This is a genomic window from Fictibacillus tiangongensis (assembly GCF_048083785.1).
In the GTDB taxonomy this organism is placed as follows: Bacteria; Bacillota; Bacilli; order Bacillales; family Fictibacillaceae; genus Fictibacillus.
This window is the reverse complement of record NZ_CP182294.1, coordinates 2,391,591-2,408,310: the sequence shown is the minus strand read 5'-3', so window position 1 is coordinate 2,408,310 and position 16,720 is coordinate 2,391,591. Positions and strand designations below refer to the sequence as shown.

19 protein-coding genes are annotated in these 16,720 nt (G+C 40.9%); all 19 read left to right on the top strand.

Going from position 1 to position 16,720, the window contains the following annotated elements:
- The first annotated feature begins 2 nt into the window (after positions 1-2).
- The 19 genes from ACNJYY_RS12965 to qcrB all read left to right on the top strand — a co-directional run bounded on the left by ACNJYY_RS12965 (position 3) and on the right by qcrB (position 16,705).
- Positions 3-707: a demethylmenaquinone methyltransferase gene (locus ACNJYY_RS12965; RefSeq protein ID WP_416728841.1), complete on the top strand. Its 705-nt coding sequence runs from the start codon at positions 3-5 to the stop codon at positions 705-707.
- Positions 708-753: 46 nt separating this feature from the next.
- Positions 754-1,587 (top strand): UbiA-like polyprenyltransferase, encoded by an 834-nt coding sequence (locus ACNJYY_RS12960; RefSeq protein WP_416731867.1) that lies wholly within the window; start codon positions 754-756, stop codon positions 1,585-1,587.
- Positions 1,584-2,174, top strand: a complete 591-nt coding sequence (locus ACNJYY_RS12955) for a UbiX family flavin prenyltransferase (protein WP_137789044.1) — start codon at positions 1,584-1,586, stop codon at positions 2,172-2,174. Before ACNJYY_RS12960 ends, ACNJYY_RS12955 begins: the two co-directional genes overlap by 4 nt.
- A 6-nt stretch (positions 2,175-2,180) precedes the next feature.
- Entirely contained in the window at positions 2,181-3,008 is an 828-nt protein-coding gene (locus ACNJYY_RS12950; protein ID WP_416728840.1) for a menaquinone biosynthetic enzyme MqnA/MqnD family protein, read from the top strand.
- A gap of 21 nt (positions 3,009-3,029) precedes the next feature.
- Positions 3,030-3,995, top strand: a complete 966-nt coding sequence (locus ACNJYY_RS12945) for a polyprenyl synthetase family protein (RefSeq protein WP_144699376.1) — start codon at positions 3,030-3,032, stop codon at positions 3,993-3,995.
- An 84-nt stretch (positions 3,996-4,079) separates the two neighbouring features.
- Positions 4,080-4,523 carry a nucleoside-diphosphate kinase gene (ndk, locus tag ACNJYY_RS12940; RefSeq protein WP_066395665.1) on the top strand — a complete coding sequence of 148 codons (444 nt, stop codon included), beginning with the start codon at positions 4,080-4,082 and terminating at the stop codon, positions 4,521-4,523.
- A gap of 337 nt (positions 4,524-4,860) precedes the next feature.
- On the top strand, positions 4,861-5,640 hold the full coding sequence (locus ACNJYY_RS12935) for a CheR family methyltransferase (protein WP_416728839.1): 780 nt from the start codon (positions 4,861-4,863) through the stop codon (positions 5,638-5,640).
- Between the two features lie 368 nt (positions 5,641-6,008).
- On the top strand, positions 6,009-7,037 hold the full coding sequence (gene trpD, locus ACNJYY_RS12930) for an anthranilate phosphoribosyltransferase (protein WP_416728838.1): 1,029 nt from the start codon (positions 6,009-6,011) through the stop codon (positions 7,035-7,037).
- On the top strand, positions 7,027-7,803 hold the full coding sequence (gene trpC / locus ACNJYY_RS12925; RefSeq protein ID WP_416728837.1) for an indole-3-glycerol phosphate synthase TrpC: 777 nt from the start codon (positions 7,027-7,029) through the stop codon (positions 7,801-7,803). The genes trpD and trpC overlap by 11 nt, the downstream gene beginning before the upstream one ends.
- Positions 7,787-8,419 (top strand): phosphoribosylanthranilate isomerase, encoded by a 633-nt coding sequence (locus tag ACNJYY_RS12920; protein WP_416728836.1) that lies wholly within the window; start codon positions 7,787-7,789, stop codon positions 8,417-8,419. The genes trpC and ACNJYY_RS12920 overlap by 17 nt, the downstream gene beginning before the upstream one ends.
- Positions 8,416-9,624, top strand: coding sequence for a tryptophan synthase subunit beta (gene trpB, locus ACNJYY_RS12915; RefSeq protein WP_416728835.1), 1,209 nt, complete (start codon positions 8,416-8,418; stop codon positions 9,622-9,624). Before ACNJYY_RS12920 ends, trpB begins: the two co-directional genes overlap by 4 nt.
- Positions 9,617-10,423, top strand: a complete 807-nt coding sequence (trpA, locus tag ACNJYY_RS12910; RefSeq protein ID WP_416728834.1) for a tryptophan synthase subunit alpha — start codon at positions 9,617-9,619, stop codon at positions 10,421-10,423. The genes trpB and trpA overlap by 8 nt, the downstream gene beginning before the upstream one ends.
- Positions 10,424-10,437: 14 nt before the next feature.
- Complete coding sequence (gene hisC, locus ACNJYY_RS12905) at positions 10,438-11,544, top strand: histidinol-phosphate transaminase (RefSeq protein WP_416728833.1); 1,107 nt, start codon at positions 10,438-10,440, stop codon at positions 11,542-11,544.
- Positions 11,545-11,809: 265 nt separating this feature from the next.
- Positions 11,810-12,682: a hypothetical protein gene (locus ACNJYY_RS12900; protein ID WP_416728832.1), complete on the top strand. Its 873-nt coding sequence runs from the start codon at positions 11,810-11,812 to the stop codon at positions 12,680-12,682.
- Positions 12,683-12,719: 37 nt separating this feature from the next.
- Positions 12,720-13,973, top strand: a complete 1,254-nt coding sequence (locus ACNJYY_RS12895; protein ID WP_416728831.1) for a tetratricopeptide repeat protein — start codon at positions 12,720-12,722, stop codon at positions 13,971-13,973.
- A gap of 90 nt (positions 13,974-14,063) precedes the next feature.
- Complete coding sequence (locus ACNJYY_RS12890) at positions 14,064-14,615, top strand: ReoY family proteolytic degradation factor (protein ID WP_066395641.1); 552 nt, start codon at positions 14,064-14,066, stop codon at positions 14,613-14,615.
- Between the two features lie 327 nt (positions 14,616-14,942).
- Positions 14,943-15,407: a YpiF family protein gene (locus ACNJYY_RS12885; RefSeq protein WP_416728830.1), complete on the top strand. Its 465-nt coding sequence runs from the start codon at positions 14,943-14,945 to the stop codon at positions 15,405-15,407.
- A gap of 119 nt (positions 15,408-15,526) precedes the next feature.
- On the top strand, positions 15,527-16,030 hold the full coding sequence (locus ACNJYY_RS12880) for a ubiquinol-cytochrome c reductase iron-sulfur subunit (RefSeq protein ID WP_066395637.1): 504 nt from the start codon (positions 15,527-15,529) through the stop codon (positions 16,028-16,030).
- Positions 16,031-16,033: 3 nt separating this feature from the next.
- Positions 16,034-16,705, top strand: coding sequence for a menaquinol-cytochrome c reductase cytochrome b subunit (gene qcrB, locus ACNJYY_RS12875; protein ID WP_066241815.1), 672 nt, complete (start codon positions 16,034-16,036; stop codon positions 16,703-16,705).
- Positions 16,706-16,720 lie beyond the last annotated feature (15 nt).

The following is a 16,720-nucleotide window of genomic DNA, read 5'->3' as shown; positions in this document are numbered from 1 at the left end:
CGATGTTGAGTAAAGAAGAACGGGTTCACTCTGTATTTGAAAAGATCTCGGATCAGTATGACTATATGAACGATCTGATCTCTTTTAAACAGCATAGTAAATGGCGTAAAGATACGATGAAAAGAATGAAAGTACAGCCTGGAAACCAATGTTTAGATGTTTGTTGCGGAACAGGTGAATGGACGTTCGCTCTTGCTGAAAAAGTTGGTACAGAAGGCAAAGTAGTAGGCCTAGATTTCAGTCAGAACATGCTGAACGTTGGGATCGAAAAGTTAAGGAAGCGCCGAATTCCTGGAGTCAGCTTTATCCATGGCAACGCGATGGAGCTTCCGTTTGAAGATAACAGCTTTGACTTCGTTACGATCGGGTTTGGGCTTAGGAACGTTCCTGATTATCTCCAAACACTAAAAGAGATGGCACGTGTTGTGAAGCCGGGCGGAAGAGTCGTATGTTTAGAGACTTCGCATCCGACGGTTCCGGTGTTCAAACAGCTCTTTAAGTTTTATTTTAAGTACATCATGCCGGTATTCGGTAAATTGTTTGCTAAGAGTTACCAAGAATACGCATGGCTTCAAGAATCAACAGAAGCTTTTTTAACAAAAGAAGAACTGAAACAACTTTTTAAACAAGCGGGTTTATCAAACGTTGAGGTTAAATCGTATGCTTTAGGTGCTGCCGCCATGCATACAGGGAAAAAACAGCAATAGAAGAGAGCGTTGCAGTGTGTGGAATAAAATTAAAATAATTTTAGAAATGATAAAGTTTGAACATACCATCTTTGCTCTACCGTTTGCATTTCTTGGAGCGATCATGGGAAACCTCGTTGAAGAGGGAACCGTTCCATCCTTGATGGAATGGGTTTGGATCACTCTTGCTATGGTCGGCGCACGAAGTTCTGCTATGGCTCTTAACCGTGCGATAGATTCAGAGATTGATGGAGCGAATCCAAGAACGAAAACAAGAGCGATACCAGCTAAGCTTTTAAATAGAGGCGAAGTCTATCTTTTTATACTGATCTCACTAGCTTTATTGTTTGTAAGTGCTTATCAATTAAACGCGCTATCAGTGAAGCTCTTGCCGCTTGCGGTCTTTTTTCTTGTTATCTATTCTTATACGAAGCGTTTCACGTATTTGTGTCATATCGTCTTAGGTGTGACGATCGCTATCGCGCCACTAGGCGGTTGGGTTGGTGCAACCGGAACATTAAGTCCGGAAGCCTTTTTACTATTCGTAGGAGTATTGTTTTGGACAGCTGGTTTTGATGTGATCTATGCCACACAAGATGCTGAATATGACAAGTCGCATGGGCTGTATTCCATTCCTTCTGCGTTTGGTATCGCTAATGGTCTGATGACTGCTAGATGGCTGCATGTTGCTAGTTTCATAGCGTTTGTCTCACTTGGCGTTGTATCAGGAATGGGCTGGATCTATTATTTAGGTGTGTTCATATCTGGTGCGATCATGGTGTATGAGCATTCACTCGTTAAGCCTCATGATCTGTCTAAACTGGACGTTGCCTTCTTTACGATGAACGGTGTATTGAGTGTGGTCATGTTTATCTTTTCAGTAGGAGATTTGTTGATATGAAAACTTTTACAATCGGAATAACAGGAGCGAGTGGAGCTGTATATGGCGTAAGACTTGCTCAAGAGATCTTAAAAAGCGGACACAAGCTACATCTTGTTGTTACTGAAGCAGGATGGCAAGTGTTTAGAGAAGAATTATTGTGGGATACAGAGGACCGTGAACGCTGTATAGAAGAGAATTTTGCTTCATACGGTAAAGATCGTCTTCATTATCACACCCTTCGAGACTTTAATGCACCGATCGCGAGCGGTTCGTATCAGAACGACGGGATGGTCATCATTCCTTGTTCGATGGGAACTCTTTCTGGGATCGCTCATGGTGCATCAGGAAACCTGTTAGAACGAACAGCAGATGTTATGCTGAAAGAGAGCAGAAAACTGATCTTAGTCCCAAGAGAGACACCACTTCACAAGATTCACCTTGAAAACATGTTAAAAGTAACAGAAGCAGGAGGAAAGATTGTTCCTGCGATGCCTGGTTTTTATCACTTGCCAAAATCGATGGATGATCTAGTGAACTTCTTGGTAGGTAAAGTGCTAGATAACTTAGGTGTACATCACGAATTGTTTACACGCTGGGGAGACTGATAGATTATGAACATCGGGGAAATCAGCTACACGAACATCATACCCCTTTACTTTTACTTAGATAGAGAGCGACTGATGGATCAAGGCGCCACTATTACACAAGCAGTTCCATCACGAGTAAACGCTTTAATGGAGAAACAGCTGGTCGACATAGGAGGCATCTCTTCGTTTTCATACGGAAAGAACGCTCTGAACTACAGCTTAGTCCCAGATCTTTCGGTTTCTTCGTTCGGAAAAGTAAACTCAATCTTTCTTTTTTCAAAGTATAAGATTGAAGAGTTGGACGGAAAGAGAATCGCATTAACATCTAGCTCAGAAACATCGGTTGCTCTATTAAAGATCATCTTAGACCGTTTTTATGGTGTTGAGGTTACGTACCAAGTAGAGACACCGAATTTTGAATTCATGCTGAACGCGTATGATGCATGCCTCTTGATCGGGGACGATGCGATAAGTGCGAATCGTAAACGAGGCTCTTATCACGTTTATGATCTTGGAGAGATCTGGTATCAACAGACTGGGCTGCCGATGATCTTTGCCGTGATGGCGTATCGAAATGAAATGGAAACTGAACAAGGTGCGCTGTTATCGTATGTGGGAAGAAGTATAATAGAGAGCAAAGAAAGATGTCAGAGAGAAAATTTTGTTCCAGTCATCGAGCGAGTGATAACAGAACATGGAGGCACTTTTCAGTTCTGGAATTCTTATTTTAATGGATTAAATTATCAATTTAGTGGCGAACATGAAAAGGGACTCAACCTTTATTTTCAGCTAGCTGTAGAGTGCGGATTGTTAAATACAATGCCCTCTATCATTAAATATTCGTATAAGTAACGGCGATAGGGTGAAACAAAAGTGAAGTTAAAGGACTTATACTCATTTCTAAAAAAAGACTTGCAGCAGATTGAAGATCAGCTCGTAGAATCCGTTCGTTCCGATCAGAAGCAGATTCATACGGCAGGAGCTGAACTTTTAAAAGCAGGGGGAAAGAGAATCCGCCCTGTGTTTGTTCTGCTTTCCGCTCAGTTCGGCACATATAACATTCACCAAGTGAAAAAGCCGGCTGCAGCTCTTGAACTGATTCATATGGCTTCGCTCGTTCATGATGATGTAGTGGATGATGCGGATATGAGACGTGGCAGAAAAACAGTAAAAGCAAAATACGATAACAAGATTGCCATGTATACCGGCGATTTTATTTTCGCATCCGCTTTAAAACTAATGTCTGAGATCGAGATTCCGCGTGCGCATCAGATTTTGGCACAAGGCATGAAAGAGATGTGTCTTGGGGAGATCGAACAGATCAACGAGCAGTATGATACGGATCAAAACATTCGAAAGTACTTCAAACGGATCAAACGAAAAACCGCACTTTTAATCGCGCTGAGCTGTCAGCTTGGAGCGATTACATCAAAAGCAGATGTTTCTCTGCAAAAGAAACTGTACGATTTTGGTTTCTCAGTAGGAATGGCTTTTCAGATTACAGACGATATCTTAGACTTTACTGCTTCTGAAAAACAGCTCGGTAAACCAGCGGGAAGTGATCTGAAGCAAGGAAACTTAACATTGCCTGTGCTGTACACGATCTATCAGTATCCAGAGATGAAAGAGAAGCTGGATGCTTATTATGACAAAAAAGAGCCTGCGCAGCTTGCAGAACTGTTAAAAGATATCAAAGAGTTAGGCGGAATTGATTACGCAACGAAGATATCTGATAAATATTTGAAACGCGCTAAATTAGCTGCCGAGTCTTTGCCAGAAACGGATGCCAGAGATAGTTTGTTAAAAGTAGCAGATTATATCGCTGGTCGAAAATTTTGAGTGATTGCTAATTTTTAAAATTTTTGGTACGATTTCTCTGGGGAACTTGTCCCACATATACATAGATGATAGGAGAGGGAATGCATGGAAAAAACGTTTTTAATGGTAAAACCTGATGGTGTTCAACGTGCGTTAATCGGAGAAATCGTATCCCGTTTTGAAAAGAAAGGTTTTCAACTTGTTGGTGCTAAACTAATGAACATTTCTGAAGATCTTGCAAAAGAACATTATGGTGAGCACAAAGAGCGTCCGTTCTTCGGCGAACTTGTTGACTTTATTACATCTGGTCCAGTATTTGCTATGGTTTGGGAAGGTAAGGACGTTATCCTTACAGCTCGTAACATGATGGGCAAAACGAACCCTTCTGAAGCTGCTCCTGGTTCAATCCGCGGAGACTATGCTGTACAAGTGAGCAACAACATCATCCATGGTTCTGACTCTGCTGAAAGCGCTGTCCGTGAGATCGGTCTTTTCTTCAAAGAAGAAGAACTTGTTTCTTATGATAAAGCAGTAGCGGTTTGGATTTAATTTTTTACATGGAAATGAAAGCGTTTTAACCGGCCGATGTGCCGGTTTTTTTGTTTTGATAAAGTGTAGGTCTTTAAATTTGCCAAGATCCATTAATAAATTTACCTATCTCGGTCATGACTTGACCGAATTTCAACGTAATTTCACCAATTGATCTATTATAAAGACAAGTCGACTATAATTTACAAAAATCGTCAATAATCTGCTGATAGAATAAAATATACATTCACCAGCCACCTGTCATGTTACTTCTTCTGCTATGCAACAATCTGTATCAGCTTCCGATATATATGTGTAGAGATTAAATTTGCATGGCAGTGGAATTGGAGAGAAGAAAATGGACCCGGACTACGAAAGCTTTAAAAAGAGCATTTATGAGCAAACAGGAATTGATCTTTCTTTATACAAAGAAGCGCAGATGAAACGCAGACTCATTGCACTGAGAGACAAACGAGGATTTACAGCCTTTTCTGAATATTTTCGTGCACTCACAAAAAATACAGAATTGCTTCTTGAATTTTTAGACCGCATGACCATCAACGTTTCTGAATTTTACCGAAATCCTGCTCGTTGGGATGTCCTAGAGAAAAAAATCATTCCTCTCTTAGTTGAAGACAGGTCATCTTTAAAGGTTTGGAGCGCAGCCTGCTCCACAGGAGAAGAGCCATACAGCTTGTCGATGCTGTTATCTGATTACAAAAAGGACCTTTCAAGGTTTTCGGTCCTTGCAACAGATTTAGATCAACAAGTGTTAGAGCAAGCAAAAAAAGGCTTCTATTTTGAAAAAGCGATCAAAGATGTTCCGAGCGATAAAATAGCACGTTATACAACAAAAGAGGAACTCGGTATCAGAGTTACAGATTCAATCAAAAAACAAGTAACGTTTAAGAAGCAGAACTTGCTTTCTGATCGTTTTGAATCTGATTTTGATCTGATCGTTTGCCGTAACGTGATGATCTATTTTACAGAAGAAGCCAAAACAGTCCTGTATCAAAAATTCAGCAAAGCACTTCGAAAAGGCGGTGTTCTGTTCGTCGGAAGTACCGAGCAGATCTTCAATCCAGGATTATACGACTTGGTATCGGTAGAACCGTTCTTTTATCGAAAAATGAGTTAAAAAAAATAGAACCATGTAAACCTGTTGACAGATTTCCTGCAATGGTTTAATGTAACTGATAAGTTTAGAGCACACGTAATTGTGCACATTAGTTAAGAGTTTAGAGCTTAGTTGAGACAAGTTGAGAGAGTTTGAGTGGAGCAGAGCCGAGAATGGATATGTACATATGCCATGCGGGTTATTTCTGCATGGCTTTTTTATATGCTTCTTAAAAGAAGGATGTACATGTTCCCGTACAGATCGACCTCTTAAATCCCCCTCATTCTCCGTATATTGCGGAGGTGCAGATATGATCATATCCCATCCGATCCCTCCTTGAACGTTTTTGTTTGTAGAGAAAACAACCAAAACGATTAAGGGGTGTTCATATGATTTCAAATATCATTCAAAAAATAATGAAACACGAAACACTAACAGAAAATGAAGCTTTTTATTTTATGGAGAAATTAGCGAATGGTGATGTAACAGATGCGCAAGGAAGTTCTGTTTTAAGCATCATGAGCTTTCGCGGCGAGACGATCGATGAGATCGTGGGTTTTGTTAAAGCGATCAGAAAGCTCTCTAGAGCGGCAGATTCATCCCAGCACGGTGAGCTCATGGACACTTGTGGCACTGGCGGTGATGGAGCATCGACTTTTAACATCTCTACAGCGGTCAGTATCATACTCGCTTCTCTAGGAGTAAAGGTAGCCAAGCATGGTAACAAAGCAGTCACATCAAAAAGTGGTAGCTCTGATGTGTTAGAAGCCTTAGGTATTGAAGCAGCCAGCAACCACTTTGAAGCGAACTCCCAACTGAATAAACACGACATCGCTTTTCTGCACGCTCCATATTTTCATCCGGCACTAAAAAAAGTAGCGTCGTTGAGAGGGCAACTTCCATTTCGAACGATCTTCAATTGTATCGGACCATTGTTAAACCCAATGGCACCTGCTTATCAGCTGATTGGAGCGAGTAATGAAGAAGTTGCTGAAAAGCTTGCTAAAGTTGTTCAGAAGCTCGGGATCAAACGCGCATTGATCGTTACAGGTAAAGATGGCTTGGATGAAGTTTCGATCACTGGCGAGACGCGGATGTATTTGGTGGAGAACAACAGTATTAATTCGTTCAACTATACACCTGAAGAAGCAGGGTTACATCGAGGAAATCTAAATGATCTAACCGTAACAAACAAAAAAGAAAGTGCTGTACTCATTCGTTCCATCCTACAAGGAGAAGGAAATGAATCAGCACGAAACATCGTCATCTTGAACGGGGCTGCCGCTCTTTTTGCATCAAAACGAGTTCCGAGTATTCGAGACGGCGTGGAGATCATCAAACAATGTCTACAATCACAATCTGCATATGATCATCTAGAAGAGATGACGAAAGAAGAGGCGAATGCACATGTTAACTAAAATATTGAAACAAAAAGAAAGAGAAGTAGCTATTCTTCCTTCGTTCAAAAAAGGTGAGCTGGATTTTACAGATAAGGATCATCGGCCATTTGCAAAAAGAATCGCTAACTGTGTGAAAAGACCAGCATTGATCGCCGAAGTGAAAAAAGCTTCACCATCCAAAGGAATTATTAAAGAAAATTTTAATCCAATTGAGATTGCGATAGATTATGAAAAAGCAGGAGCAGCTTGCTTATCCGTCTTAACAGACACAGAGTTCTTTCAAGGAGACCTTCAATATTTGAAAGATATTCGAAAACATGTTTCTCTTCCTCTCTTAAGAAAAGATTTCATCATCGATGAAAAGCAGGTTATTGAGAGTGTAGAACATGGAGCTGATGCGATTCTGCTGATTGCCGCATGCTTACCGGCTGAACGGTTAGGGACGCTCCACGCACTTGCTTTAGAATGCGGGTTAGAGTGCTTGGTCGAAGTGCACTCAATTCGTGAGATCGAGCAAGTTTACGGCGTTTGCGATCCTTCTATGATCGGGATAAACAATCGTGACCTTAAAACGTTCACAACAGATATCGAGCATACGTTTTCACTTCTTTCGTCTATTAAAAACGAAACCCTCGTGATCAGTGAGAGTGGCATAAAAACAGCTTCAGATGTTAAGAGCCTGCTGGATCACCAAGTGAACGGAATGTTGATCGGAGAAACATTGATGAGAGCGGACTCTATTGAAAAAAAAATAAGAGAGCTTTACCATGACTGTTCAAATTAAATATTGTGGCTGTCAGTCTGAAGACGACTATAAACTGCTCATAGAATCAAAAGCAGATCTGATCGGGTTCATATTCGCTGAAAGTAAGAGAGAAGTCGATCCTACAGAAGTGAACAGCTGGATCGAGAAATACGGAAAACCAAAAAAGCTCGTGGGAGTTTTTCAAAATGCAACTCTACAAAGAATCAAGAATGTTGTGAACACAGTACCGATCGATATCATCCAGTGTCACGGAACTGAATCGGTTGATCAGCTTAAGGAAATAAGAGTTCATTGCAACAAAGAAATTTATAAAGCACTTCCTTTTAGTGAAAGCATCTTTAAAAGAATAGAGTTATATGGAAAAGCGGCAGATGGACTTATTATAGATTCTGTTTCTAAAGGTCAATTCGGAGGAACCGGAATTCCGTTTTCGTGGGAGGAAGTTCCTAACATGATGAAAGCATCAGATGGGATAGGAGTTACGTGTTTCATAGCTGGCGGAATCAAACCAGAAAATGTTTCTGAACTGATGAAACTTCATCCACACGGAATCGATTTAAGTGGTGGTATCGAAGAAAATGGCAAAAAAAGCGTAAAAAAAATAGAAACTCTTGAAAGGATGATTATGAGATGACTACAGCAACAGTACCTGATCATAGAGGAAGATATGGAGTGTTCGGCGGAAAATACGTACCAGAAACAATCATGTTTGCACTCGAAGAGCTTGAGACAGCTTTCAACGAAGCCATCCAAGATCAAGAATTTAATGAGCTTTTTCAAAAAGAACTTGCGATTTATTCAGGACGTCCGACTCCATTAACAAAAGCAGATCGATTGAGTGAGTCGAACGGCGGAGCATCCATCTATTTAAAAAGAGAAGACCTTAACCATACAGGGGCACATAAGATCAATAACGCCATCGGGCAGGCGCTCTTGGCTGTAAGGATGGGTAAGAAAAAGATCATCGCTGAAACTGGAGCGGGTCAGCATGGCGTAGCAGCAGCGACAGTAGCTGCTAAGTACGGATTATCTTGTAAAGTTTATATGGGAAAAGAAGATATAAGAAGACAAGCTTTAAATGTGTTTCGCATGAAACTGTTAGGAGCAGAAGTGATAGAGGTAACGAGTGGCAGCCAAACATTAAAAGATGCAACTAATGAGGCGATCCGGGAATGGGTTGCTGCGGTCGAAGACACATTCTATCTCATCGGATCAGCTGTAGGACCTTATCCATACCCGAAGATGGTCAAAGAATTTCAGCAAGTGATCGGTCATGAAACAGAGAGCCAGTTTAAAGAGATCCAACAAGGAAAACTTCCTGATGCTGTTGTTGCATGTGTGGGCGGCGGCAGTAATGCGATCGGCATGTTCGCACCGTTTATTGAGAAAGATGTACCTCTGTATGGCATAGAGGCTGCAGGGATGGGCGTTGAGACTGCTCAGCATGCGGCAACGTTATCTAAAGGGTCGAATGGTGTGATTCACGGTTCGTTGACAAAGCTTCTGCAAACGAGCGAAGGACAGATTACAGAACCATACTCGATCTCAGCAGGACTTGATTATCCAGGAATAGGACCAGAGCATGCTTACCTGCATGAGACAAAAAGAGTAACTTATGAAGCAGTCACAGATGAAGAAGCATTACACGCTTTGAAGCTTTTATGTGAGAACGAAGGTATCCTATGTGCGTTAGAGAGTGCACACGCCGTAGCATATAGTCTGAAGCTCGCTAAAAAAATGCAAAAAGATCAACATGTAGTCGTCTGTTTATCTGGAAGAGGCGATAAAGATGTTCATACATTGATGGAATTTGAAGAAGGGGGAAATGAGTATGAATAAGAGATGGGAAGTTTTTCAGCAATCTTCAGATTATCGCTTCACTCCGTATATCATGGCTGGTGATCCATGTGAAGAAGCAACGATTGAACTGGCACTCGCTCTAGAAGAGTGTGGAGCACACGCTCTCGAGCTGGGTGTTCCCTATTCAGATCCTTTAGCTGATGGACCTGTTATTCAACGAGCGGGTATGAGAGGTTTGTCACAAAACATGAATCTTGAGAAAACGGTAAAGCTCGTTTCAAAGCTTCGTGAAAGAGGATTGAAGATTCCGGTAATTATCTTTACTTATTATAATCTTTTGTTACAATTAGGAGAAAATCGTTTCCTGAAGTTAGCAGAGAACAGCGGTGTAGATGGGGTTCTAGTACCTGATCTGCCGTATGAAGAAAGCGGATATCTACAGAAGATGTGTTCAGAGCATAACCTTGCTCTCATCTCGCTTGTTTCACCTACAACACGTGAAGAAAAGCTTGCTAGACTCAGTAGAGAGGCAGAAGGATTTTTGTATTGCATCTCATCATTAGGTGTAACAGGCATCAGAAGTGAGTTTCGAGCTGGTTTGGACGATTTCTTAAAAGCCGCGAAACGAAACAGCAGCGTTCCAGTCTTAGTAGGGTTCGGACTGTCTACACGAGAACAGATCCAGCAGTTTGATGGCAGCAGTGATGGGTTTATCGTAGGCAGTGCGATCGTTAAAAAGATTGAGGAGCTCGAGAGTGACCTGCTAACGAACAGAGAGGAAGCGATCAAAACGTTTAAATCGTATATTGAGTCATTGCTGCCTGTCTATAGTCGTTAAAAAGGAGTGGGAAAATGCAGCCGAAACAGCAGTTGTTATCTTTAAAACCTTACAAACCAGGTAAACCAGTAGAAGAAGTAAAACGTGAACTAGGTCTTGAAAGAATTGTAAAACTCGCTTCAAACGAGAACCCTTATGGATGCTCTGATCTTGCGAAAGAGAAAATAAACGAGGAGTTATCACAGCTTCACGTGTATCCTGACGGCTATTCAGCTGAGCTTAGAGAAAAACTTTCAAACCAACTTCATGTGAAACAAGACCAGATTATTTTCGGAAACGGCTCAGATGAAGTCGTGCAAATTCTTTGCCGAGCCTATCTGTCTCCTGAAACGAATACTGTGATGGCCGCTCCTACTTTTCCACAATACAGACATAACGCTGTTATTGAAGGAGCTGAAGTGAGAGAGGTTGAGCTGATCAAAGGCAATCATGACCTAGAAGGTATGCTCGAGGCGATCGATCAAGATACGAGAATCGTCTGGCTTTGCAATCCGAACAACCCGACGGGAAACTATATTCCTGAGTCAGAGTTTGTAAGCTTTATGGAAAAAGTTCCGTCTGATGTAGTCGTAGTAAGTGACGAAGCTTATTATGAATACGTATCAGCTGCTGATTATCCAAACACACTAGATTACTTGGATAAGTATCCGAATCTAGTGATTCTAAGAACGTTCTCAAAAGCTCATGGACTAGCTGCACTTCGAATTGGTTATGGAGTGGCACAATCTTCTATCATTCAGTCGATCGAGCCTGCTAGAGAGCCTTTCAACACTTCTCGTATCGCTCAAGCTGCAGCGATCGGGGCATTAGAAGATGATACGTTTATTTTAGAATGCAAAGAAAAGAACAGAAAAGGTCTTGAAACGTTCTATTCATTCTGTGATGAAAAAGGGCTGTTGTACTATCCCTCTGAAGCAAACTTTATTCTGCTCGACGTAAAATCTGATGCTGATCAAGCGTTTGATTACCTCCTACGAAAAGGGTATATCGTGCGCTCAGGAAGTGCATTAGGTTTTCCTACTATGATCCGAGTAACGATCGGTGAAGAAGACCAGAACAAAGAGATCATCGAACACTTAGGTGCGTATATTGATTCTGTAGTAGAGAAAGTAAATAAATAAAAGACCCACAACAAAAAGCCCGATCAAGATAAATTATATCGGGCTATTTTCATAATTTTCAAAAAAGTGTTGCATTTTAAATAAGCTCTATTTATAATGAATGTAATATGGTTTCTCTCCACTCCTATCCATATTATTCTTTCCTGACAGCGCTTACATGTCAGGACTTTTTTTGTTCTCTTCTTTAGTTTCCTCTTAAATTTTCTATCATAAAATTCTCATCTCTATCATAACTTGTCCTATAGAGAAAAAAAGGAGGCGAGCTATGCGATATATCATTGAGCGCCCGCTGCAATCGCTCGGTACTGATACTGTTCTTTCTTATCTAGTAGACTCTCAAAAAATCTCCTATGTCTCACAGGGCCCTCTTAGAATGAATGTGATGAAGATGTCTTTGCATGGTTTAAAGATGATTCCTGGGCATATCAGTCCTCTTATGTCATTGAATAGATTGCCTATCGAAAAGGTAAGACAGACCCTTAGCGAGAGAGTTAGAAGCGGCACGACTACGCTCTTAGTCTCTGCTGAAGTCAACTATCTGCATGAAGCAGAAACAGAGTTGAAGCGAACGAGGCATCTGTTAATATCCAGTTCAATAGACTATTGCATCGGTCTAAGCATGTCTCCAGAAAAGATCACACCACAAATGATGAGTTTTTGCAGAAAACAGAAAATCCCGTTCATCCAGTTGATCTGTAAAGATTTTGCTCAGTTAACACATGTGATCTGGGAGAGGATCAGTGAAGCTAATTTCAATTATGGTACTGTAATCTTTCCAACCTTTCCAGCGAACATAGATCAGAAGTTGAAGAACACGTGGCAAAGAAAATGGAACGAGCTATCGGTCAAACATCAGATCCCAACCCTTTTTCAAGATCTGTGTGAAACAGAAACAATCTCGTTACCAAGTTTAAAAATGCTTGGGCTATATCCTGTAAAAGGAGGTCTGTTCACAGGCAGTGATGCTGACTATTGCATCTATCGTACAGATGCAATAGGTGATACGCTCCAAGCTGTAATCGTAAGAGGCAAAATCGTATTTACTGAGAATCTTCCAGAAACTCATCAAGGGTTTGGTAAAGAAATTATCGTAGTAAAGCCTCGTCGTTTTGGAGAATCTCTCGTATCTCGTGTATAATAGGCACAAGAATACAAGGGATAAGGGAGTTTTATCAGTGAACGAAATCCAAGATGCAATCAGGCTTGTTGAACATGGTGACGTTGAAAAAGGAATGTCGCTTTTAGATAAAATAAAACAAAAAGCTCTAGATCCAGAAAAGTTTGAGATCGCCGAAGTTTACCTCAACTGGGGCCATACAACAGAAGCGATGAACCTTTTTAATGAGTTGCTAAAAAAGTATCCTGGGGACGGCGAACTGCTCGTTTCTATTGCAGAATGCTGCTTAGACGAAGGAATGGATGAGAAAGCGATCGAGTATTTAGATCAAGTAAATGAAGACGATGATGAATATCTTAGAGCACTAATTCTTCAAGCAGATCTGTATGAAAGTCTTGGACTGACAGAAGTAGCAGAACGTAAGCTTACAGAAGCGCATCAAAAGGACCAGAAACATCCTGTACTTGCTTATGCTTTAGGTGATTTTTATTTAAGGCAAGGTAAATTCGATTCAAGTTTGCCACTATTAAAAGTAGCGATTGATGAAAAAGCTGAAATAGAAGATGTTACATTACGATATGCCGAAGCATTAAGCAGAGCAGGTAAGTTTGAAGAATCACTTCCATTCTACAGAAAAGGTCTGGATCACCACAAAGATCTTTACAGCTTATTTGGTCATGGAGTAACGGCCTTTAAAGCAGGTGAGTTTAAAGAAGCGATCGCAAGTCTTGAAGAACTAAAAGACATGGATCCTGATTATACGACCCTTTATAGCGTTCTATCTGAAGCATATGAAGAAGAAGGAGCACTAACTGAGGCGTACGATGTTATCTCAGAAGGATTAAAAAGAGATGAACATAACGAAAACATCTATCTGCAAGCTGCAAGGTTAGCTTATAAACTCCACAACCCTGATCAAGGTGAACAGTGGGTGAAACAAGCACTTGAAATCAATCCAACACGGATCGAACCACTCTTGCGGTTAGGAGATCAGTATATTCGTGAAGAACGATTTGAAGATCTGCTCAGTCTCTATAAGTCTCTGGCTGAAACGAAAGAAGAGATACCGCTCATGTACTGGCATCTAGCTACAGCAAATAAAGAAACCGAGAATTATACTGAGGCTGCAAAATGGTTCGAAAAAGCTTCTATGTTGTTTACGGAGGACCCTGTGTTCTTAGAAGAATATGCATACTTCCTCATCGAGGAAGGAGAGCAGAAGAAAGCGAAGAGCATTCTGCAGAATTTGTTGAACCAAAGCCCTGAACGAGACGATATTGAGGATGTTTTGAATCGTCTGGAAGATTTTTAAAACTTTCTGAAGTGAAGAAGGATTTTACGAGCAGTGAGAGAATATATTTAGTATCAAGATGACGTGTTTTTGAATGATGGGGGGATTGCAATGAGCAGCACCGTTTCGGTCCTTGAAAAAAAGGATTTTATCAAATGGTTCCTTAATCATTATCAGTTAAAGAAGCGCGAATGTGTTTGGTTATTAAACTATCTAGTTAGTGATGACCAACTGATGGAGAAGGTACATTTTGTAGAGAAAGCTGAATATTGTCCAAAGGCCATAATCATGTCAACTCAATGCACAGACGGAGTTCCATTCCGTTTTTACAAGCAAAATGTTCTAACGACTGATGCCGAAAAATCATTTCACGACATCCGCTTGAATCAAGAAGAAGAGATCTATCTTGAACTTAATTTTAACGCATCACGTCTGACGCCCGAGTACGCTTCTGTATTAGAAGAGAATCCGCACTTGCCTCAGAATATGTCGATGGACAAAAAATACGGCATATGGGCGGAAATGGTATTAGAGAAGTCGATTGAAACGTACCGTAAGAATGATATTATGGCAAAGATTGATGCCGCACTAGACCAAAAGGATTATGACAGCTTTACAAAATGGACGAATGAACTAAAAAATTTAGAAAAACAGCCATCCTAGTTGTGTGAAGGCGACTCTAAAAAAAAGAGTCGTCTTTTTTGTGCGATATGTCGCTCATGTGCTGACGGGTGCAGACGTTATTGGCGGACTTCACCAAGCTTGTTTGGCACCCAATCCACAAATTCATGCTTTGAATCCACGAGTTTTAGCCTGCAATCCAAAAGTTTGGTCACTTTATCCAGAAGTTTTGCGCTTTTATCCGCGAGTCGACATTCCTAGACTTATTTCGACATCTATAAATCTACATATTTTCAATGCGAAACTCATTACCAGCCAAAGAAATATGGTACGATAAGAAGCAGTACATACCAAGTAAGGAGATTTTTTATGAAATGGAAAACGAAAGACGCAGATGTGTTCTTAAAATCTGGTGAGTATGTGGACTCGATTCTCATACCGTTAACGCCAGTCAGTTTCTCCCACGAGTTCAAATCCAGTGTGACGATGTCTGAGTATACAGAACTATTAACATCAGAGATCGAGCGTCAGCTGCATGGCAGGCTGTTTTTATCACCTAATTTTACATATGTAAAGAATGAAAGTTCTCTTGATCTATTAACTAGTTTCTTAGAGCACGTAAAAAACTCGGGACATTTTAAACATATCTTTCTTATGACAAGTGATGTGTATTGGAAAGAGTTCGAACAGCAACTTTCGGGTCAATTATTCTGGGTTCCCGCTCTGCCGCTAGAAACCATGGACGAGAAGTATAGACTTGAGGTGATAAAAGAGCAGGTAAAACCGTTGTTTCAGCTCATTTTCAACGATTGGCAGAGAAGTATAAATTCGTAATATTTACCACATGTCATATTGACATTAAAAGACAACATAAGCTATCATGTTTATGTCCTAGTAATATGTGTGTAAAAGTCCGGATGGACCGTCATTTACAGCATAAGGGGGGGAAAACAATGTCAAAGGAAGATATTTCAAGACGTCAGTTCTTAAACTACACATTAACTGGCGTAGGCGGATTTATGGCTGCCGGCATGCTTATGCCAATGGTCCGTTTCGCCCTTGATCCGATTCTAAAAGAGGGAACAGATCAAGAATTGGTAGCGGTTACGAGCATGGAAGAGATCGCGAACGAACCAAAGCGTTTCGATTTTAAAATCAAACAAAAAGATGGCTGGTACGAGTCTGATGTCACTCAATCTGCCTGGGTTTATAAAGCGAAGAATGGTGATATTATCGCACTTTCTCCAATCTGTAAACATCTAGGTTGTACGGTAGACTGGAATACAGATCCATCGCACCCTAACCAGTTCTTCTGTCCTTGCCACTTAGGCCGTTATACGAAGGATGGAACGAATGTTAAGGGAACTGCACCTCTTGCACCGCTTGATGTATATGACAGCCAGGTGAAAGATGGAAAGCTTTATTTAGGAAAGGCAAAACCAAGAAAGGGGGCGTAATGAATGCTACAAAAGATTTATGACTGGGTAGATGAACGCCTGGATATTACGCCGCTTTGGAGAGATGTTGCAGACCATGAAGTACCTGAACACGTAAACCCCGCACATCATTTTTCTGCGTTCGTTTACTGTTTCGGTGGATTAACTTTCTTCATCACGGTTATCCAAATTCTTTCAGGTATGTTCTTAACGATGTACTATGTGCCTGATATCGTGAATGCTTGGGAATCCGTATATTACCTGCAAAATGAAGTGGCATTTGGAGTGATCGTACGCGGAATGCACCACTGGGGCGCGAGCCTTGTTATCGTAATGATGTTTCTACATACATTGCGCGTATTTTTCCAGGGAGCTTATAAGAAGCCAAGAGAATTAAACTGGGTTGTTGGAGTACTTATTTTCTTTGTTATGTTAGGTTTAGGTTTTACAGGTTATCTATTGCCTTGGGATATGAAAGCGCTATTTGCGACTAAGGTAGGAATTGAGATCGCTATGACGATTCCTGTTGTCGGTCCGATCGCGAAGACATTCCTTGCCGGCGGAGAGATTATCGGAGCACAGACGCTCACGCGTTTCTTTGCGATTCACGTATTCTTCCTTCCTGCAGCATTGTTAGGCTTGATGGGTGCCCATTTCTTAATGATCCGTAAACAAGGTATTTCCGGACCGTTGTAAGAACAAACATAAGAT